This is a genomic window from Pseudomonas sp. O39 (assembly GCF_045447295.1).
Lineage (GTDB): Bacteria > Pseudomonadota > Gammaproteobacteria > Pseudomonadales > Pseudomonadaceae > Aquipseudomonas > Aquipseudomonas antarctica_A.
Map to the genome: position 1 here is coordinate 103,575 of NZ_JBJGXV010000018.1, position 19,867 is coordinate 123,441.

Sequence of the window (19,867 nt, forward strand, 5' to 3'; positions counted from 1 at the left end):
AGGCTCCTTAGCGTTGCCACTGGGCGCGTTTGAGCGACCAGACAAAGTCCAGTTTGTGGTAGCCGACAAAGTCTGCGGGCGGCAGTTCGGCCGTGGGGTACACGATGCCGCCCTGTTGTTTGAGGGCGAAATTGAAGTAGCCTTTTTTCGCTGAATACGCGGCGGTGCTGTGGCAGGCGAAACACGAAGACTCGCTCTGGAACGCCGACTCCAGCTGGGAGTTGGCGAGCAAGGTCGGCAGCGTGTTGGACTGCACGCCGATCAGCTCGTACTGCGCCAGGGCCGGGAAGTTGGCCTGAAACGTCGTGTTCACCGGCTGCGCCGCCTTTGTGGGCCCGGTGCTGTTGGTCATCGGCGTTGCAGGCGTCGCGTTGGTCACCGTGTACTTGCTGTTGTTGCGGTTTTCGAAGGTGGTCCACACCCAGTCGGGGTTCAGTTTGTTGATCACATGCAAACCGCTGAGCGCGGCGTAGCCGACCAGGTATTTACCGTCCTGCTGATAGTAGGCCTGGGCAATGTAGTAACCATCCTTGATCAGTTGCTGCTGATAGGTCGGGTTGTTGCCGATCCACAGCCAGGCAGCCTTCAACTCCCAGGCTGTGGAGGGGAACGACAGGTCGCTGGTCAGCGCGGCCTGGCCATTCACGTTGTAGACGTTCTGCTGCACGATGTAGTTGAAGGTGTCCTGGCCCATCAACAGTTGGAAACGTACCGGCTGGCCTTTTTGCGCCGCCGGCACCTGGCCGCCCATCTGCAGGATCAACCCATCCACTTGCTGCGTGGCATTGAGGTTGTGAAAGGTACGGTTGAGGTTCATGCCCAGTTTTTGTGCCTGTGCAATCACCTCGATCGGTACGCGCTCGCGCTCGGCATACGGCAGGGGCTGAGCGCCATTGCTCAGGTAGACCTGATCCGAAGGCTTCATGGTCTCCCAGACCCGATCCGGGCTTTGCGCGGAGACGTTCTGGTTGAGGCAGGCAAACCAGTTCCAGGCGAGCGTGTCGCGGCTTTGCACGAAGGCCGCGCGGGTCTTGTCGAGGTTGCCTCCAAACTGCAGGAACTGGGTGCAGTCGAAGGGGGTGGTGCCTTGGGCATGGGCCAACCCGGCCAGTGCACTCAGGACAGTTATAGATAAGGCTCGCCGCATGGAAGCTCCTTGGCTGTGGCCAGTTCGAGGTGTGGGCGCCCCAGGAAGTGTTCCAGGAGCAGTTGCTTCACTGCCGTCGCCGCAAGGTGTTGCGGTAGCGCCAGTGCGCAATTGGTGATCAGCAGCGGGCCGGTCTGTACGCTGCTGGGTAAGCGACCATGGCTGCCGCGTACCAGGGTGGTGTCCAGTGGGATGAGGTCCATGTAGTAGCGAAAGCCGAGCTTCTTTTGCAGCAGGCGGCGCGCCACTTTCAATGTGGGGAAACGAATCGCCGGGTCGATAAACAGCTCGACCGGGTCGTAACCGGGCTTGCGGTGGATGTCCACGGTGCGCGCGAAATCCGGTGCTTTGCGATCATCCAGCCAGTAGTAATAATCGAACCAGAAACCGGCGGCGGCCACGGCCACCAGCTCGCCGCTGCGCGGGTGGTCCAGCTGCCAGGCGCGTTGTTCGGCCTTGTCCAGCACCTGCTCGATGCCGGGCTGGCGTTGCAGCAAGGCTTTGACCCGCGGGATGTCCTGCGCCTGCTTCACGTAGACATGCGCGACCTGATGGTCGGCCACGGCAAACGCCGCGCTGGCGCCGGGGTCGAGCAATTCCCAGCTTAGGGACTGGCGCACCTGCAACAGGCCTTCGGCGCGCAACACGCGGTTGATCGACACTGACTGCTCGACGGCTTCGATGCCATATTCGGACAGCAGCATCACCGCCGCGCCTTGCGCTTGGGCAAAGGTCAGCAGGCGACCTACTTCACTGTCGATGGCCCGTACTTCACCAGCAATCGAGGGATGATCGGGCCCCACGCGCTGCAAGCTGTAATCGAGGTGCGGCAGGTAGATCAACTGCAAGTGGGGCCGGTTGATCTGGAACTCGGCCATCGCGCAATCGACGATCCAGCAGCTCGATGCAATCCCTGCCGCCGGGCCCCAGAACCCTGGAAACGGAAACTCGCCAATCTGCCGTTCGATCTGTTCGTGCAGCCCGGGTGGCGACGAATACAGACCGAATTGTTTGCGACCATCCGCCGGGTAGTGCGGGCGCGGGGTGATCGCGGCATCCACGTCGGCGTACATGTTGTACCACCAGAACAACTGGCTGCAGCGAAAGCCCGGGAGCTCGCGCTTGAGCGTGTGCCAGACCTTTTCACCCTCGATCAGCGCATTGGGTTGCAGCCAGAACCGCACTTCGGCCTGGTCGCGAAAGTACCAGCCATTGCCGACGATGCCGTGTTGCGACGGCGGCGCGCCGGTGAGGATCGAGGCTTGTACCGTCGAGGTGACGGCGGGGAACACCGGTTGCAAGTAGGCCATCTGCGCGGTCTTGAGCAGGGCATTGATATGCGGCGTTGCCTCACCCAGCAGCGATGGCGTCAGCCCGACCACATTGATCAGCAGCAGCGGTTGTTCAGAGCGCATGGGCGTACGCCTCGTGCTTGAGGGAAAGCAGCAGGTTGCGCTGGCGCAGTTGGTCCTCAACCCAGCGCAATTCGGCGGCGATCCCTTCCAGTTGCGCGCGCTCGGTGGTGGGCCGCAGTTGTGCGGGCAGCACACCCCAGCTGTAGGTTTCCACTTCCAGCACCGGGCGGAAGTCACCATGGGCGGCCAGGTAATCGAAGGTCTGTGCCAACGCGGCCTGGCTGCCGCTGAGTTCGGGCAACAGCAAGTGTTCGCTGAACAGCGGTATATGGAAATGAATGCGCAGTTCACGCAAACCGCTGCAGTCGGCGAGCGCGGCCGGCAGGTCCGGCCAGCTGATAATGCGACCGAGAGGGTCGAGGGCTTTTACCTGATGCAGGTAGGTGGTTTCGGCGAAGGTGCTCAGGGTCTCGAGCACGTGTTCGCGGCGATGCGCGTCCTCAGTTGGCAAGCGGCAGATCATCGCGTTGGACAGCTGGATCTTGCCCCCGGGCACCTGGGCTTGACGTAGCCTGGCCAGCGACTGATAACAATCCTCGAACATCACCGCCTGGTGGCACACATCAAAACACAGGGCCAGGTAAGCATGGTTCGGGTCCAGGCGCTGCCGACGCTGGAAGAACGCGATGGCCTGCTCGGTGTTTTCCAGCACGCAATCGGGCTCCATCTCCAGGCAGAACACGATCTGCTTGCCGGTTTCCCGGTGCAGGTTGGCGAGTGCGGCAGTGAGTTGGTTGAGGTGCTCGTCGGCGCGCGCCTGCAATGGCGCGGTCCAGGTGGCGGCATAGCCCAGCGGCACCGTGGAAATCACTCCTTGGTGGCAGTCGACCGGCAAGGCCTGCGCGAGGATGCGCGCCAGGTTCAGGCTGTAGGCCAGCCGCTGTGGGTCGGCCCAGTGGGGTAAATACACCTCGGCTTTCACTGCGCCCTGATGGAATTCGCCATAGGGAAAACCATTCAGCGACGTCAGCCGCAAGCCGGTTTGATCGAGCAACTCGAGGAATTGCGTGCACGCCGATGCCTGTTGTAATTGCGCCGCAGCGTGAGCGCAGATCCACAAGCCGCTGTCCTGTTCGTGCAGCCCGCGCAGGTGTCGCACGCCCTGAAAGTGCTGCTCGATGGAGATGCGTAACCCGTCCAGGTCACGGGTCGGGTGCACATTGCTGCAATACCCGACCTGGGGCGCCGTCCAGCCGCTACGGGGGCTCATTTAACCACCGGTTCCTGGCCGCGCAGGGCCGAGTTTTCCTGCCATTGCTTGCGTTGGTCGATGGGCAGCGGGGTGCTGACCAAGCTCTTGTCCAGCTGGCCGCTCTGGGCAAAAAAGTCCACCGGATTGTGGAACAGCACCTGTTCTACCTGGGCTTCAGTAAAGCCCGCCGCCAACATCGCCTGGCCGGTCTTGGGCACCTTGAGCGGGTCGCTGATGCCCCAGTCGGCGGCGCTGTTGACCACCATTTTTTCGGTGCCGTATTCCTTGAGCAGGGCGACCATGCGCTGCTCCGACATCTTGGTGTTGGGGTAAATGGAATGGCCGCGCCAGCACTCGCTGTCCAGCACCAGCGGCAGGGTCAGTTCGTTGAGGTGGTCAATAATCACCAGGTGCTCGGCGATCCCCACGTCGCGGATCACCGCCAGTGTGCGTTTGGTGCCACCGATCTTGTCGCGGTGTGGCGTATGCACCAGCACCGGCAGATTGAATTGTTTCGCCAGCTCAAGCTGCGCCGCGAGAAAGCGATCCTCTTCGGGGGTGATGTCGTCGTAGCCGATTTCGCCCACCGCCACCACGCCGTCCTTCACCAGATAGCGCGGCAGGAGTTCCAGCACTTCGTTGGCGATCGACAGGTCATTCGCTTCTTTGGGGTTAAGCCCGATGGTGCAGAAGTGATGGATGCCGAACATGCTCGCGCGAAAGCGTTCCCAGCCCAGCAGCGTGTCGAAGTAGTCGACGAAACTGCCGACGCTGGTGCGCGCCTGGCCTTGCCAGAACGCCGGTTCGATCACCCCGGTGATCCCGGCGGCGGCCATGTTCTGGTAGTCGTCGGTGGTGCGGCTGACCATATGAATATGCGGATCGAAGTACTTGAGCATGGTGAATCCTCGTCAAGGGCAGGCGGTGTGCATCAGTTCAAGTAGGCGTGCCATTCCGGCGGCAGGCGCAGGCCGCGCAGGCGCTGGTGTTGCGCCGGGCTGAGCAGGTCAAAGGCGATCACTCGGGGCAGGCCGGGGGACACAGTGCGTTCGGCCGCCAGTTGTTCATCGAGCAGGTCGAGCGCCAGTTGGTTGAGGCTGACGCTGTGGTGTTGCGTCAGGCCAACCAGGCGCCCGACGTCGAGGCCCATGCCGAGTGCCTTCAACACCAACTGGTGAAAGGCGCGCTCTGGGTAATGACGTGACGGGTAGGCCGTGTCGAGGGCGAGGGCGGCGAACACCTGGGGGTTACTGGTGCGCCCGGCTTGCAAGGCCAGCTCCAGGCACACCCCGTCGCTGTCGAGCCAGTCGAGGGCGCCAAGCAGGGCGATTTTTTCCTGATCGTCGCCCCACAGGAACAGCTGGCGCAGCAGCGGCAATTGTTCGTCCACCGGGGTATGTTCCAGCGCATTGGCCAACACCAACGCACGCGCCAGCTCGACGGCATGGCCCGGTAGCTGACGCTTGCACTGGCCGCTCAACAGCGCCGCGGTGGTGGCGTCCGGTTGTTGCGCAAGCTGTGCCTGAGCCTGCTGCCACCACTGCAGTTGGGCAGCCGCCAGTTGTTGGGTCAACACGTGGCGGTGTTCGGTGAGGCAATCCTGGCGCATGTTCATGTCGGCTTGATCCAACGCTGAAAGTGGGGGAGCAGGAAAAACACCAGTACACACAGCAGGCTGCCCAACGGCTGATTGGCCACGGCCAGCACCAGCGCATCAAACAGTGGCAAGGCGGCCAGGCCCGCCCCGATAAACGCGCGCACCTTGCGCTGTTGCGGGTTGGCCAGGTACTTCCAGTAGTGCCAGCCCAACCACCCCAGCCAGAGCAGCAGCACCGGCCAGAACCACAGGTTATTGGAGTAGATCGCCAAGGCCAGCGGGCTCAGCATCAACAGCAACGGCAGGCGGCTGATCAGTTGGTTGCGGTGCTCCTGACGGGCCAGGTAGGTCAAACCGCTGATGTACACCCCGAGCAGGATTGCGCACAGCCAGATCGGCTCCGGCGGCACGGCCAGGCTGGCGGCTGCCGTGAGGTAAAGCGCCGAGCGGCAGGCGCCCATCAGCCAGACGCTGTGGGCGTATTTCTTGTGCAGCAGGTTGTAGCCGAAGATGCAGCCCACCAGCAGCACCACACTGCCGAGCAGCCAGTGCGGTTCGTCAATCAGCCGGCTCAGGCCCAGCACCGCCGCCGCAGCGAGTATCAGCAACAGCGCCGTGGCCAGGCCCACGTGCTGACGGCTGGCCAGGCCCAGGGTGATCGGTCGCGGGTTGTGGTGTTGCTGGTCCCAGTCGGCGTCCAGCCAGTCGTTGAGCAGCATGCCGGCCAGGTACAGCAACGACAGCGTGATCAACAGCAGTACCCACACCAGTGACGACGGTGGCGCCATTGCCCCGGCACTGCTGGCGAGCAGGGCGGCGGCCAGGGTGTTGGTCCACACCGTGGGCAGGTTGGACACCCGGCCAAGCGTCATCCAGGTTTTCATCGGGCTCATTGCGCGTAACCCTCGCCCAGGGGCACTACCGCATCGCTGCGGGTCGACAGCCGTAGCAGCGCCGCTTGCATTTTCGCGCCGTCGATTTCATGCAGGTCTACCGACTGGCCGATGCGGTTGAGCATGGGGATCGACAGCTGCCCACCCAAATGCTGGCGAAATTCCTCCAGGCCGAGCAACAGCGGTGAGCGGCCCTGCGCATCCTGCAAGCTCAGCTCCGGTGGGCACAAGTTGAAGCCCAGCTTGCGCAACAGGCTCATGACCCGTTGCATGTCGGCGTCGCTCAACAGCCCGAGTGCATTGGCATACAGCCCGTCCAAGGCCATGCCCACCGCAACGGCTTCGCCATGGCGCAGCCGGTGGTGGCTGAGGTTTTCCAGTTTGTGTGCGGCCCAGTGCCCGTAATCCAGGGGCCGGCCGTTGCCGCGTTCGAACGGGTCGCCGGCACCGGTGATGTGCCCAAGGTGCAGCTCGGCGCAACGGCGAATCGCATAGCGGCTGGCCGCGTGGTCGAAGTGAGCGAGGGCGTCGGCGTGCTGTTCCATCCACTCGAAGAATGCCGGGTCCTTGATCAACGCTACTTTGACCGCTTCGGCCAGCCCGGCGATCTGGTCGCGGCGGGTCAGGCTGGTCAGCAACTGGAAGTCATTGATCACCGCCGTGGCGGGGTAGAAGGCGCCCAGCAGGTTCTTCTGGCCGAAAGCGTTGATGCCGTTTTTCACGCCGATGCCGGCGTCGTTCTGGGCCAGCACGGTGCTGGGGATACGGATCAGGCGAATGCCCCGGTGGAAGGTGGCGCAGGCGTAGCCCACCGCATCCAGCACCGCACCGCCGCCCAGGGCCAGCACGTAGCAATGCCGGTCCAGGCCGTGTTGCAGCATGTCGGTGTAAAGTTGCTCCAATACCTGTGAGGTTTTGCTCAGTTCACCGGCCGGTACTGCGAGGGGGGCGGTTTGCAAATGCAGGTCGGCATGGGCGGCGAAATAGGCGTCGATCTGTTCGCGCAACTGGGGCGCGCTGTGCAGCAGTTGCTCATCGGCGAACACCATCACCGTCACGGGGGTGTGGTGCTGCGCGGTAAGCGCGCGGTGCAGGCAAGGGTTGAGCGGGTCGAACAGGTGGTCGGTGAAGATCACCGGGTAGTCGTAACTGACCTCGAACCGCCCGCGCAGAGGCGGCTCCACACGGGGCTTGCGCTTGAGCAGGCTGTAGCCGGCAACAAATGCGACCGGCAATACCATACTGGCGAGGATGGTCACCAACAGCGCGTTCTGCTCGATCAGGAACGTGCCGATGGCCGTGTAGGCCAGCGCGAGACCGGCATTGGCCAATGTGGTAATCAGCAAAAAAGCCCGCAGCGGATAGCGTTGCATCCCGGCGGCCACCACCGAGGTTTCCGCCAACACCGGCACGCCGCGCAGGCAGATCAACGACAGCGTGCCCAGCCGATACCCCAACTGCCCAGGCGAACGTTGATGCAAGCCCAGTCGGCCGGATAACAGCCGAAAATAACCGGCGCCCAACGCATACCCCAACCCGGCGCCCAGGCACAGGCCGATAAAAATCACCAGGTAACCACCGAGGCTGCCGAGCATGGCCACTGCCAGCAAGGCAACCATGCTGGAGGGCACCGGTAGCACCACGTCGAGGGCGAGCAGGGCGATCAGCAGCAGTGCAAGGTTGAGGGCCTGGGCCGGCGTGGAAGGCTGGTACAGGTTCAGATGAATCAGGAAGTCCTGGATTTGTTGTTCAAACAACAGAAAGCTGGCAATCACCAGTACAGAAAAGCACAACAATGACAGCCAAAAATGTTCGGCTGGCCCCTTTTTCGAAAACGCACGATACCACCGGCTGCGCTTCATCAAAGCATCCCTTTTGAGTGTTAAGACTTAAGTTCCGTGTCAGTGTCCGGGGCTGTTTTTAGAGCAATAAAATCCCTCGCCTGGTGGGCTGGTTTTATGCGTAATGGCTGATGGCTTTCACGGTATTCATGAACTTAGCCGGTTGTGGTTTTTTTGCAAGTTTGCGAATGAAGGAGTTTTAAACGGGGGCTTTAACGAGGGTGGCGTAACGCAATTTATGCAAATTTTACAATTAGTTGTATGGCTTTTTGCGAGGCGTCAAGAACGCGTTGGCGGCGCTTCGCATACGTATCAAGTTGATGACAAATCCTGTGTGTTCGTTATGTGCGTTATTGCCGCTGGCTATAAGTATTGTATTGATTTTAGGTTGTCGAGAATGACTCCACTTAACCCGTATGAATAAGGTTAAGACTTACCCCGTCAACCTGAAGCCGCCGGACAACTTATCCTTTAGATAGCTCACTAACGTACTGACCGACTTGGGTACATGAGGCGAGTAGGGGCGGATCAGGTAAATCTCATCGGCAAATGCGCCTTTGAGTGTCCACCCCTTGAGCACCTGTACCAGTTTGCCGCTGGTGAGCGCGGCATGGGCGCTGAAATCCGGGAGCAGGGCGATGCCCAGGTGGTTGAGCGCCGAATCACGCAAGGCTTCGCTGTTGTTAGTGGAAAAGCTGCCGGAGATCGGCACGGTGACGCGTTCGACCTTTTTGCCGCCGCGTTCGAACGTCCACGCGGGTTGGTCGGCGCCCCGTGGGTAATAGAGGCAGTTGTGCGCGGTGAGATCGCCGGGCTCGCGCGGTTCTCCGTGGTGTTGCAGGTAATCCTGTGTGGCGACCAACACCGACGTGGTGTCGCACAACTTCCATGCCACATGGGTTTCCGGCACCTGGAAGCCGTGCCGCACCGCCAGGTCGTAACCTTCGGCCGCCAGAGAACTCAAGGCATCCGACACATCCAACTGGATACGCACCTGCGGGTATTGCTGCAAGAACGCCGGCAGGTGCGGCACCAGTTGCTGCCGCGCAAACGCCACTGGCGCGGTGAGGCGCACCAGCCCGCGAATCTCCCCGGCCGAGTCGCGCACCGAGGAAAAACTGCGGGCGATATGTTCATAGGCGCTGCGCACTTCCCGGGTCAAAGACAGCCCTGCATCGGTCAGCCGTACGCTGCGCGTGGTGCGGGTGACCAACCGCGTGCCGGTGGCCTTTTCCAGGTCCGAGATGCGCTGGCTGACGGCGGATTTACTCACCCCCAGGCGTGCGGCGGCGGCGGTGTAGGTGCCTTGTTCTTCCAGCACCGACAGCCAGTGAATGTGGGTCCACAACCCTTCGATCTCAGCTTTTTCCATGGTTCTATTGTTCGCATATGAGGACAATCAGTTCTGGATTCTGCTCTGGTTTGGAACAAACCGAAAGCCTATCGTGTGTCCCAACGTTACCGACCCAGGGGCCACTGCCATGACTGCAACGATCGAACATTACATCAACGACCAGCGCGTGAGCCGCGATGACCGCTATCAGGACGTCTATAACCCGGCCACCGGCGAAGTGACCGGCCGCGTCGCCCTGGCCAGCAGCCAGACCGTTGGCGAAGCCGTCGCTGCCGCCCAGGCCGCGTTCGCCAGCTGGGCTGACACACCGCCGATCCGCCGCGCCCGCGTGCTGTTCGAGTACCTGCACCTGTTGCGTGAACGCAAGGACGACCTGGCGCGCATCATTGTCGCCGAACACGGCAAGGTCTTCACCGACGCCCAGGGCGAGGTGGACCGTGGCATCGACATCCTTGAATTTGCCTGCGGCATTCCCAACCTGCTCAAGGGCGAACATTCCGACCAGGTTTCCCGTGGTATGGACAACTGGACGATGCGCCAGCCCCTGGGCGTGGTGGCCGGCGTTACGCCGTTCAACTTCCCGGTGATGGTGCCGATGTGGATGTACCCGATCGCCATCGCGGCGGGCAACACCTTCATCCTCAAGCCAAGCCCGACTGACCCGAGCGCCTCGCTGTTCATGGCCGAGTTGCTGCGTGAAGCCGGCTTGCCCAAAGGTGTGTTCAACGTGGTGCAGGGCGACAAAGAGTCGGTGGATGCGCTGATCGAACACCCGGACGTCAGGGCCGTGAGCTTCGTCGGCTCCACGCCGATTGCGCGATACATCTACGAAACCGGCGCCCGCCACGGCAAGCGCGTCCAAGGCCTGGGTGGCGCAAAAAACCACATGGTGGTGATGCCCGACGCTGACATCGAAAAAACCGTCGACGCACTGATGGGCGCCGCCTACGGCAGTGCCGGCGAGCGTTGCATGGCGATCTCGGTGGCGGTGCTGGTGGGCGATGTGGGGGACAAGGTGATTGCCGCCTTGACCGCGCGCGCTAAAGAACTGCGCATCACCGACGGCCGCGACTTGAAGGCCGAGATGGGCCCGATCGTCTCGCGTGCTGCGCTGCAACGCATCAGCGGCTATATCGAACAAGGCGTGCAAGCCGGCGCGCAATTGCTGCTCGACGGGCGCGACTATGTGCCCACCGAACCCGGCCTGGAGAATGGCTTCTGGCTTGGCGCAACCTTGTTCGACCACGTGACCCGAGACATGAGCATCTACCGCGAAGAAATCTTCGGCCCGGTGCTGGCCTGTGTGCGCGTGGATGACTTTGCCGAAGCGATCAAGCTGGTCAACGACCACGAATTCGGCAACGGCGTCAGCTGCTTTACCCGCGACGGCAACATCGCCCGCGAATTTGCACGGCGTATCGAAGTGGGCATGGTCGGCATCAACGTGCCGATCCCGGTGCCGATGGCCTGGCACGGCTTTGGCGGCTGGAAGAAGAGCCTGTTCGGCGACATGCATGCCTACGGCACTGAAGGCGTGCGCTTCTACACCAAGCAGAAGTCGATCATGCAGCGCTGGTCGGAGAGCATCGAGCAGGGCGCGGAGTTTGCGATGCCGGTGTCCAAGTAACTCAAGAACGCTGTAGATCAACTGTGGGAGCGGGCTTGCTCGCGAATGCGGCGTATCAGTCAACACATGTAGCGACTGGCACCCTGCATTCGCGAGCAAGCCCGCTCCCACATTTTTTACCGCGTTTCAGGTTTCAGGCATTCGATCGAGCGATCCACCGTCGTCCTGGCCATTTCCAGCAAATGCCACACCGCCAGAATCTTCGCCCGTTCGGGACTTGCAAGCTTCTCACTGCAATTGAGCGTCGTGGCCGAAGCGCTGTCGAGCAAGCTGGCGGTGTAGAGCAAGGCATCTTCGAAGCTCAAGTCTTCGATTTGAACACCGTGGGTGGGCAGGTAATGGTCGATGGCGCGGTTGAACGCGGCGCGGGCTTTGGCTGAGCTGAGGGGTGGGTCGGGGACGACTTTATTCATGGTGTAACTCCGTAATGGCTTAGGAGTCGACACCCGTCGCGACTAAACGAATGGGTGGCGGCTGTACGCAGGTTAGTCGACCGGCCATCACGGAAAATCCGGCGCACCCGAAGGTGCCCTGCGCACAGCCACCATAAAACTGATGGAAGACCGTGCACGTGATGAAAGGTCGGGCGACTAAACCCGATCACTGATGAGCAGTGACGGATCGCAGACTAGCCATCGATTCCAACAGGCACAAGGCGGCAGGGATTGTCTAGGAAACGTCCTGCAATTAAAAGCGACGCGCCTTGCTGGCCCTTTACAAATCATGACGAAAGGCCAGCAATGCCCCGTCTTCACCTGATGCATTGAGGCCCCACTGTGGGAGCGGGCTTGCCCGCGATAGCGCAGGGTCAGTCAGCGCCTCGGGCACTGATAGGCCGCAATCGCAGGCAAGCCAGCTCCCACATTGTTCACCGCGTCAGGGCGCTAGAACACCGCCTTGACCTGCAACCCCAGCACCAACGCGTTATCGATGTTCTCACCCGAAAACGCCCCCGGCTCGATGATGTATTGCACATCCGGGCGCACCGTCAGCCACGGCGTGGCCTGGTAGCCATAACTCAGCTCAATCAACTGCTCGGCATTATTCAAGTTGGGGTAGTCCGTCCCCGCGGTAAACGCCGCCAATTCCTGTACATCACGACTGCGCGGGTTTGGCACTGCGCGGCCATAACCCAGGGCAACGGTATCGCGTGGGCGGCCGTCGAGCGGTTTGTACAGCACCATGCCCGCGCCATACCATTTTGTGAACGGTGAGGCCGCTTCACTGGCTGCCGAGTATTGGCCGAAGGCGTGCAGCACGCGGCCCGCCGACGCGCTGGACGCCCACACCGCCTGGTCGATCAACAGGTAGTGGCCGCCGCGACCGCTGACGTCTTTGTTGCTGCCGATCCGCTTCACGTCGGAACTGTCGTAGTAATACCCCAGCTTGTATTCACCCGGCAGCGGGCCTGCGTGTTTGTAGACCAGCTCAATCGGCACCACGGTGCCGGTGGTGCGCTTGGGGTTCAAATGCCAGGCGCGGCTAGAATTGCCGTTGCTGTCCGGGTCGACGTTGAACGCCGCCACGCGCAGTTGCCACGACGGTGAAAAGTCGTATTTCACCCGCGCGCCCAGGCGTGCATTCGGGTAGTTGGTCCAGCCGCTGCCGCCGGACATGTTCAACGGGTGCCCGCAGAAACCGGCGTTCATGAAGTTGCACAGGATGCCGCTGTCGAGGCCGCCGAGGTCATTGCCCATGGCCATATAGCCCAGCTTGACGTTCAGCGCGGGAGTGAACAGCGTGCGCTCGTAGCTCAATTCGGTGAGACGGGTGTAGAGGCCGCCGTAGTTTTCCTGGATCGGCAGGCGGTTGCCCACCAGGTCTTCGGAGGCGCTCGTGCCGCGCCGGTCGTTGATGGTCAGCTGGATACGGTCGCCGTTGTTGAAACCGTAGAGCTTGCCCAGGTCGAACTGCACACCGAGCTTGATGTTCTGCGAGTAGCGTGCGGCGCGGTGCTGGCCGCCGTCGGCGTTGTAGGCGGTCTCGCCGCTGTAGTCGCCGGTAAAGCGCACGCCTTGCTCGTCGAGCTCACGGCGCAGGCCACCCCAGTCGCCGGTCAGGGTGGTGTCGTCGGCTTGAACGGGCAGGGCGGCAGCAAAGGCCAGGCCCAGAACCAGGCGCCCAAACGGTAGGTGAGAAGTGGAGGTCATGCGGGATTTTCCAAACTGCCTGTGTAGAAGGAACGCGCGGTGCGGGGGGCACCGCGCGAACAGCGGGTGGTTACGGCAGGGCGTAGGCGATCACGTAGTCGCCACGGTCAGTGGACTGGCGTGCGCCGCCGGCAGTGATGACGATGTATTGCTTGCCGGTTTTCGGCGAAACGTAGGTCATCGGGCCGCCTTGGCTGCCCACTGGCAGGCGGGCTTTCCAGACTTCATCACCGTTGCCGCTGTTGAAGGCGCGCAGGTAGAAGTCCTGGGTGCCGGCGATAAAGATCAGGCCGCCCTGGGTGGACAGTGTGCCGCCGAGGGTCGGCAGGCCAACCTTGATCGGCAGGTGCATGCGGATACCCAGTGGGCCGGTGTCTTCAACGGTGCCGACCGGCACTTGCCAGGCGATCTGCTGGGTCTTCATGTCGATGGCGGTGAGGGTGCCGAACGGCGGTGCCTGGCACGGAATGCCGGCCACCGAGAGGAAGCGGTTTTTGTTCACCGCGTACGGCGTGCCCTTGAGCGGCACGGCACCCATGCCGGTGTTCAGCGCTTCACCGCCGGACGAGGCCTGGGCCTTGTTCTGCGACGGCACCATCTGGATCCACAGGCCCAGGCGCATGTCATTGACAAAGATAAAACCGTGCACCGGGTCAGTGGAAATACTGCCCCAGTTCATGCCACCCAGGGAGCCCGGAAAGCTCAGCGATTTATCGGTGCCCGGTGCGGTGTACAGGCCTTCGTAGCGCATGCCTTTGAAGTCGATACGGCACAGCAACTGGTCGTACGGCGTGGCACCCCACATGTCCGATTCGCTCAGCGTCTGCGCGCCGATCTGCGGCATGCCGACCGATTTTGGCTGGGTCAACGAGTAAGGCTCGTTAGGGATGTTCGCGGCTTTGACCGGGACTTCCTTGACGTCGGTCAGCGGCTTGCCGGTGGCGCGGTCGAGCACATAAATCTGCCCGGCCTTGGTGCCGATCACCACTGCCGGCACGGCCTTGTCGCTGCCCGGTGGGGTGAAGTCGATCAGGCTTGGTTGCATCGGCAGGTCGAAGTCCCAGAGGTCATTGTGGACGGTCTGGTACACCCACTTTTCGGCGCCGGTGGAGGCGTCCAGCGCCAGCACCGAGGCGCCGTATTTGTGATTGAGCTGGGTGCGTTCCACGCCGTAGATGTCGGTGGATGAGCTGCCCATTGGCAGGAAAACAGTGTTCATCAGCGGGTCGTAAGACATCGGCGCCCAGCTGTTCGGCGTACTGCGCACATAGGTGCTGCCGGCGGCAGGGGCTTGCTTGTCTTCAGGGTTGCCCGGGTCGAAGGCCCAGCGCATTTGCCCGCTGATCACATCGAAACCACGGATCACGCCGCCCGGCATGTCGGTTTGCACGTTATCGGCGACACGCCCGCCAACCACCACGGTGGTGCCGGCGATCAACGGTGCCGAAGACAGTTGGTAGTAGCTGTCCGGTACATCGCCCAGGCCGGCTTTCAAATCGACTTGGCCATGGGTACCGAAGTCTTCGCAGAATTTACCGGTGTCGGCATCCACGGCGATCAGGCGTGCGTCGATGGTGTTGGTCAGCAGACGGCGCTGGCATTGCGCACCGGCAGGCACGCTGGCGGCAATGATCGGCGAGCTGTTCGGTTGGGTCGGCTGGGCGATCGGCGCGGTGGCGTCGAAATAGGCCATGCCGCGGCAACGCTGCCATACCGCCGACTTGGCGTTGACCTCGTTCTTCCACAGCTCTTTGCCGGTGTCGGCGTCCAGGGCGATCAGGTTGTTATGCGGCGTGCAGATGAACACCTTGTTGCCGATCTGCAGGGGCGTCAGTTGGTCTTCGGCACCGTTGCCGTCGCTGATGGCCACGTCGCCGGTGTGGTAGGTCCACGCCACCTTGAGCTTATTGACGGTGTCGCGATTGATCTGGTCCAGCGCCGCAAAACGGCTGCCGCCTTCGGTATTGCCGTAGTGCGCCCAGTCTTTCTGTGCATCGGCTGCGGCAACCGGCGTGATGCCAGGGCCGGCGCCGGTTGGGGCCACGCTTGGGTGGGCGACGAACATATTGCCCGCCGCGACCGCCACGCCGACCGCCATCACGGCGGCGATGCCATACGCGCCGCGCGCAGGCCGGCCCACCAGCAGCGGATAGACCAGCGCCACCACCAGGCCGATCACCGCAAACATGAACACCCGCGAGAACAGCGGCCAGAACACCAGCCCCACATCCGCCACCGCCCAGACAGCCGTGCCGACCAGGAAGGCGGCGAACAGCCACGCGCCTGCCGGTTTGCGACGCGCGATCAGCAAGCCGGAAATGGCCATGGCCACGCCGCCGATCAGGAAGTACCAGGAACCGCCCAGGCTGACCAGTTTGGCGCCGCCAACGGCCAGGGCCACGCCGAGCACGGCGATGACGATGCCCAGGCCCAGCAGCAGATATCTTGAGGCGCCAGCGGCGCGGGATGCTCGTTTCATGTCGACAGGACTCGAAGGTGAGTGACTAAAGGTCGAATGTTAGCAAGATAAGTAACTGGTTAGTACATTACGCTCGGTAATAGTCTGTTACAGGCTGGGTGATGATTACGTGAGTCCAACTACTGGCGCAGCGCGTGGGCCCGCCACACAACGTCTGGTCTCACTTCCTATGCCAAGGTCGGCGGCGCTGGCACTCGGCATTGTGGTGGTGATTGGGTGCAAGGCCAGCGGCGTTCGAGCGAGCTCAAGCCAAGGCATCACGCTGCATCGACTGCAGGTTCTTCTCGATGGTTTCGCAGATAGTCTCCATCTGGATCTGGTGTTCGCTGGAGTGAAACGGGCTTTGCAGGTCGGTGCCGATGCGCTCGATTGCCAGCAGCATGAAGCCCACCACCGTCGACGCCAACGGGGTGAACCAACCGAGGGACTCCACCAAACCTACCGGCACGATCAGGCAGAACAGCGAAATAAACAGCCGTGGAAAGTACACGTAGGGGTAGGGCAGCGGCGTGTTGGCGATACGTTCCATGCCGCCCTGGGCGTTGGACAGGTCCACCAGGGTCGATTCCAGCCGTGCCAGGCGAATGCTGTCCAGGTGGCCGGCCTTGTATTCATGCGCCAATAACGTCGCCGAGCTGGTAAGGATGTCATTGGCAAAGTTGTTGGTGGCGCCGTTGCGCGCGAACTCTTCGGCCGGGATAAACGCGCGCACTTCGTCCGGGCAGGGCTTGCCCCTGAGGTGCGCCGCCAGGCAATTCACGTAGGCCACATGGCGGCGCAGCAGAGTGGCTTTGACCGGGTTTACTTCGCCGTCCGCATCATCCAGCAGGGTCAGCACCTGGCGTGCAAAGCTGCGTGAATTATTCACCATCGCACCCCACAGCGTGCGCGCTTCCCACCAGCGGTTATAGGCGCTGCTGTTACGAAAACTGATCAGCACCACCAGCGCCGAACCCAGCAGTGTAAGGGGCATCAGCGGCAGGTTGATCTTGGTGGTCAGGAACAGCATGAAATCCACCGTGACGGCGACATCCCACAACAATAGCCAGAACAGGGACCAGCCCACATAGCCCATGGTCTTGATGACCAAGCGGTACTTTTTGATAATGGCGGCTTTCAAACGTGAACCTCACGGCGGGCGATAAGCAACAGTGCTTAAGCTCGGACGCCCGTTTGCGGAGAAAGGTTCGCCTGGGGCCTGAACCGTTTAAGTTGCGGTGTATCAGGTTGCAAGCGCTCATCGAGAGGCGGGGGCGGGGGGCGGCTGGCGTGATTATTTCGAAGCGAAGACTTTGTTGATTTTTACACTGCGAAAAATCCAGTGATTTGGATGACAGTGAGGGTTTTATTTCCCCGTTGCATAAGCGAGTCTTGAAAGGGCGATCCTGTTATCTGATCGAGGTGCCAACCACAAATGCCTCCTGACTCTTGAAATTCAAGATGCGCCTGGCGGCAGATACCGCATGGTTGGAGAGCGCTTCCATGCGTGGCGATTGCAAGGCCCAGGCGTGCCAATACAACGCAACCTCGGTGAAATGGCCAGGGTCCAGATCCACCAGATCTCCACTTTTAAGCAAGGTGCTGGCTTTCATCTGTGGAACCATGCCGTAGCCGAGGCCATGACGTATCGCCCGAAAGCGCGCTTCGGGGAGCGACAGGTAGTGGCTCGGAAAGGCATCTGCATGCAAGCCTAAGCGCGACTGTAAAAATTCTGACTGCAATGTGTCTTTGCGAGAGTAGGCAAGCACCGGTGCCTTGCGTGCGGCGTCGCGTGTCAGCCCTGACGGGAACCATCGCTCCTGAAACGCCGTCGATGCCACCAATTGGTAGCGAACCAATCCTAGCGGTTCTGCAAAGCAGCCACGCATCGGCACTGGGCGCGTGCCTATGCAACCAATGACTTGCCCACTCTCCAACAGGGCGTACGTATGATCCTGATCATCGACCACCAGCTCCAGAAGAATGTTTTCGCTGATAAAAGTATCTGCCAATGCCGGGAAAAACCATGTGTTCAAGGTGTCGCCGTTGACGCCTATCACCAAGCGTAAATAGTCCTCGCCGTTTCCTTCTATATCGTTGAGTAGTTCTTCCTCCAGCACGGTCGCGCGACGGAGGTAATTCATCAACTTTCTCCCTACCTGAGTCGGCTCGCACGGCCGGCCCCGCACCACTACTGAACTCCCCAGACGCGCCTCAAGTGCATGTATTCGCTGCGAGACTGCCGACGGAGTCACGTTCAAGTATTCCGCAGCCTTTTCGAAACTGCCACCTTCGATGACGGCCAGAAATGCCTGCATTTGCTTCGCATCGAGCTTCATTGTCAAACTCCTGATTAAGTATTTCTTATCGGTACTGAAATATACTTCGTTTAACTTCACTTTTACTTCGATGCATCCCATGATGGCCTCAGGGCGACAGACGGTGAGTTTCGCCCATGCAGTGCCCGACCCGATCGTCGTCCACAGTTGAAGGGCGGCGCAGTGGACGTGCTGGTTTACCCCAGGAGTTAACCATGAGATGTCTGTTGGTGATGTTGCTCACGTTGATGTTGTGTGCGTGCACAACATCGGTTCGTAATTGGACCAGAGTAGACGGGCGCACGACTGATAGTGCGCACGACAAGGCTCAGTGTCAGTACGAGGCCAAAGCAGCGACGGCAAGTTATCACTCTTCGCCTTCGGCTAATGACAAAACCTCCGGCAAGGGCAATGCCGTGGGTGACGGGATTGTTATTGCGCAAAAACAGATTGAACTGATGAACGACTGCATGCGTTTAAAGGGTTATGTCGGACAGTAAAAAATAGACACAGGGTGGGCCGTTGATAGCCGCCTTGCTGTTCTATTGCGTTGTTTGCCAGTGGTTTGATGCCGTCAATGTTTTCCTGATTATTCAAGAATAAGGTGTTTGGTTTCCAGCAAAGCACAGTCAAATTTATTTGTCAGTGCTCGCGTTATCGGCCGTCTTGACTTTGCATATATGTTTGTCATGGAAGTTTGCCTCCAAAGGACTTTAGAGAAAGTAGTTGTAAAAGGTGTTTAAAAATGAAAACCGAAAAAGTTCTGGTTCTGCGAACATGCGCTAATAATATGGCCGACCACTGTGGTCTGATCTGGCCTGTTTCAGGAGTGGTCGAATGCAAGTTTTGGGAACCCACCATCAAGCTTGAAAACGGGTTGGCTGGCGTTTTGTGGGGGCAGGGCGCGAGTGCGCAGTTGAGCCCACAGGCAGACGCGAAATGGGTGGTGTGTGAAGTGGCAGTGGGTGAGCTGATTTTCCTCGAAGAGGATGAGGGCGTAAAATTTTCGCGTGCTGAAGTTGTTCACGTCGGCACGCGAAGCAGTGCACTGGACTTTATTTATAACAATGCTTGCAAGTATGAAGCCTCCACGACAAATTTGATTGAGGCATTTGTTAGTCCTGACGCGCAATCAGCGACGACGTCTGTCCTTCCCGTCCTGCCGGTTACTACTAACACTGCTCCCGATGTCGTCAATCGTCGTACCACTGTGCGTCATCCGCAAACGCTGGAAACGGCCGTGTATGGCAGTACGCTCACTGGCGCTAATCAGAGCCAACTCATTGCCGGCTACGGCAGCACTGAAACTGCCGGAGACAGCAGCACACTTATTGCAGGCTATGGCAGTACCGGAACGTCGGGTTCTGATAGTTCGATCATTGCCGGCTACGGCAGTACACAAACCGCCGGCGATGAAAGCTCCCTGATGGCGGGGTATGGCAGTACACAAACAGCCAAGGTAGGCAGTGATCTCACCGCAGGCTACGGCAGCACCGGCACCGCCGGCTCCGACAGCTCGCTGATTGCCGGGTATGGCAGCACGCAAACGGCCGGGGGCGAAAGCTCCTTGACCGCCGGTTACGGCAGTACCCAAACAGCTCAAGAAGGCAGTGATCTCACCGCCGGTTATGGCAGTACGAGTACCGCCGGCTCCGACAGCTCACTCATTGCCGGGTATGGCAGCACGCAAACAGCCGGGGGCGAAAGCTCCTTGACCGCCGGTTACGGCAGTACCCAAACGGCTCAGGTGGGCAGTGATCTCACCGCCGGCTACGGCAGCACTGGCACCGCCGGCTCTGACAGTTCGCTCATTGCCGGGTATGGCAGCACGCAAACGGCCGGTGGCGAAAGCTCCTTGACCGCCGGTTACGGCAG

At 60.8% G+C, this 19,867-nt stretch carries 15 protein-coding genes and 1 pseudogene; 3 read left to right on the forward strand and 13 right to left on the reverse strand.

Annotation, left to right across the window (positions count from 1 at the left end; translation table 11 throughout):
* Window positions 1–7: 7 nt before the first annotated feature.
* The 8 genes from ACI77D_RS21175 to ACI77D_RS21210 form a co-directional block, all read right to left on the reverse strand.
* On the reverse strand, window positions 8–1,147 hold the full coding sequence (locus tag ACI77D_RS21175) for a hypothetical protein (RefSeq protein WP_064452839.1): 1,140 nt from the start codon (window positions 1,145–1,147) through the stop codon (window positions 8–10).
* The gene (locus tag ACI77D_RS21180) at window positions 1,126–2,562 is read right to left on the reverse strand and encodes an alkaline phosphatase family protein (protein WP_407017415.1); all 1,437 of its coding nucleotides are present in this window, start codon (window positions 2,560–2,562) and stop codon (window positions 1,126–1,128) included. Before ACI77D_RS21180 ends, ACI77D_RS21175 begins: the two co-directional genes overlap by 22 nt.
* Complete coding sequence (gene eboE / locus ACI77D_RS21185; RefSeq protein ID WP_407017416.1) at window positions 2,552–3,772, reverse strand: metabolite traffic protein EboE; 1,221 nt, start codon at window positions 3,770–3,772, stop codon at window positions 2,552–2,554. The genes ACI77D_RS21180 and eboE overlap by 11 nt, the downstream gene beginning before the upstream one ends.
* Window positions 3,769–4,653, reverse strand: coding sequence for a TatD family hydrolase (locus ACI77D_RS21190; RefSeq protein WP_259762391.1), 885 nt, complete (start codon window positions 4,651–4,653; stop codon window positions 3,769–3,771). The genes eboE and ACI77D_RS21190 overlap by 4 nt, the downstream gene beginning before the upstream one ends.
* Before the next feature lie 32 nt (window positions 4,654–4,685).
* On the reverse strand, window positions 4,686–5,369 hold the full coding sequence (locus ACI77D_RS21195) for an EboA domain-containing protein (RefSeq protein ID WP_064452835.1): 684 nt from the start codon (window positions 5,367–5,369) through the stop codon (window positions 4,686–4,688).
* Window positions 5,366–6,235 (reverse strand): UbiA family prenyltransferase, encoded by an 870-nt coding sequence (locus tag ACI77D_RS21200; protein WP_064452834.1) that lies wholly within the window; start codon window positions 6,233–6,235, stop codon window positions 5,366–5,368. The genes ACI77D_RS21195 and ACI77D_RS21200 overlap by 4 nt, the downstream gene beginning before the upstream one ends.
* 5 nt (window positions 6,236–6,240) lie before the next feature.
* Entirely contained in the window at window positions 6,241–8,106 is a 1,866-nt protein-coding gene (locus tag ACI77D_RS21205; protein WP_407017417.1) for a 3-dehydroquinate synthase, read from the reverse strand.
* 412 nt (window positions 8,107–8,518) lie between these two features.
* Window positions 8,519–9,457, reverse strand: coding sequence for a LysR family transcriptional regulator (locus ACI77D_RS21210; protein ID WP_064452832.1), 939 nt, complete (start codon window positions 9,455–9,457; stop codon window positions 8,519–8,521).
* 109 nt (window positions 9,458–9,566) lie between these two features.
* Between ACI77D_RS21210 and ACI77D_RS21215 the strand changes: the two genes are divergently transcribed.
* Window positions 9,567–11,066 (forward strand): CoA-acylating methylmalonate-semialdehyde dehydrogenase, encoded by a 1,500-nt coding sequence (locus ACI77D_RS21215; RefSeq protein WP_221295010.1) that lies wholly within the window; start codon window positions 9,567–9,569, stop codon window positions 11,064–11,066.
* A gap of 116 nt (window positions 11,067–11,182) precedes the next feature.
* On the opposite strand, the gene ACI77D_RS21220 is transcribed toward ACI77D_RS21215, so the two are convergent.
* From ACI77D_RS21220 to argP, 5 genes are all read right to left on the reverse strand, one after another.
* Window positions 11,183–11,479 carry a DUF6124 family protein gene (locus ACI77D_RS21220; RefSeq protein ID WP_064452830.1) on the reverse strand — a complete coding sequence of 99 codons (297 nt, stop codon included), beginning with the start codon at window positions 11,477–11,479 and terminating at the stop codon, window positions 11,183–11,185.
* Between the two features lie 471 nt (window positions 11,480–11,950).
* Complete coding sequence (locus ACI77D_RS21225; RefSeq protein WP_407017418.1) at window positions 11,951–13,216, reverse strand: carbohydrate porin; 1,266 nt, start codon at window positions 13,214–13,216, stop codon at window positions 11,951–11,953.
* A gap of 70 nt (window positions 13,217–13,286) precedes the next feature.
* Complete coding sequence (locus ACI77D_RS21230) at window positions 13,287–15,695, reverse strand: glucose/quinate/shikimate family membrane-bound PQQ-dependent dehydrogenase (protein WP_407017419.1); 2,409 nt, start codon at window positions 15,693–15,695, stop codon at window positions 13,287–13,289.
* Between the two features lie 244 nt (window positions 15,696–15,939).
* Window positions 15,940–16,815 carry a bestrophin family protein gene (locus tag ACI77D_RS21235; protein WP_064452827.1) on the reverse strand — a complete coding sequence of 292 codons (876 nt, stop codon included), beginning with the start codon at window positions 16,813–16,815 and terminating at the stop codon, window positions 15,940–15,942.
* Window positions 16,816–17,083: 268 nt separating this feature from the next.
* Window positions 17,084–18,013: an HTH-type transcriptional regulator ArgP gene (argP, locus tag ACI77D_RS21240; protein ID WP_064454956.1), complete on the reverse strand. Its 930-nt coding sequence runs from the start codon at window positions 18,011–18,013 to the stop codon at window positions 17,084–17,086.
* A gap of 194 nt (window positions 18,014–18,207) precedes the next feature.
* On the opposite strand from argP, the gene ACI77D_RS21245 reads away from it, so the two are divergent.
* Both ACI77D_RS21245 and ACI77D_RS21250 read left to right on the forward strand, forming a co-directional pair.
* On the forward strand, window positions 18,208–18,492 hold the full coding sequence (locus ACI77D_RS21245) for a hypothetical protein (protein WP_407017420.1): 285 nt from the start codon (window positions 18,208–18,210) through the stop codon (window positions 18,490–18,492).
* 245 nt (window positions 18,493–18,737) lie between these two features.
* A pseudogene (locus ACI77D_RS21250) lies at window positions 18,738–19,867 on the forward strand (Ice nucleation protein); the annotation flags it as partial.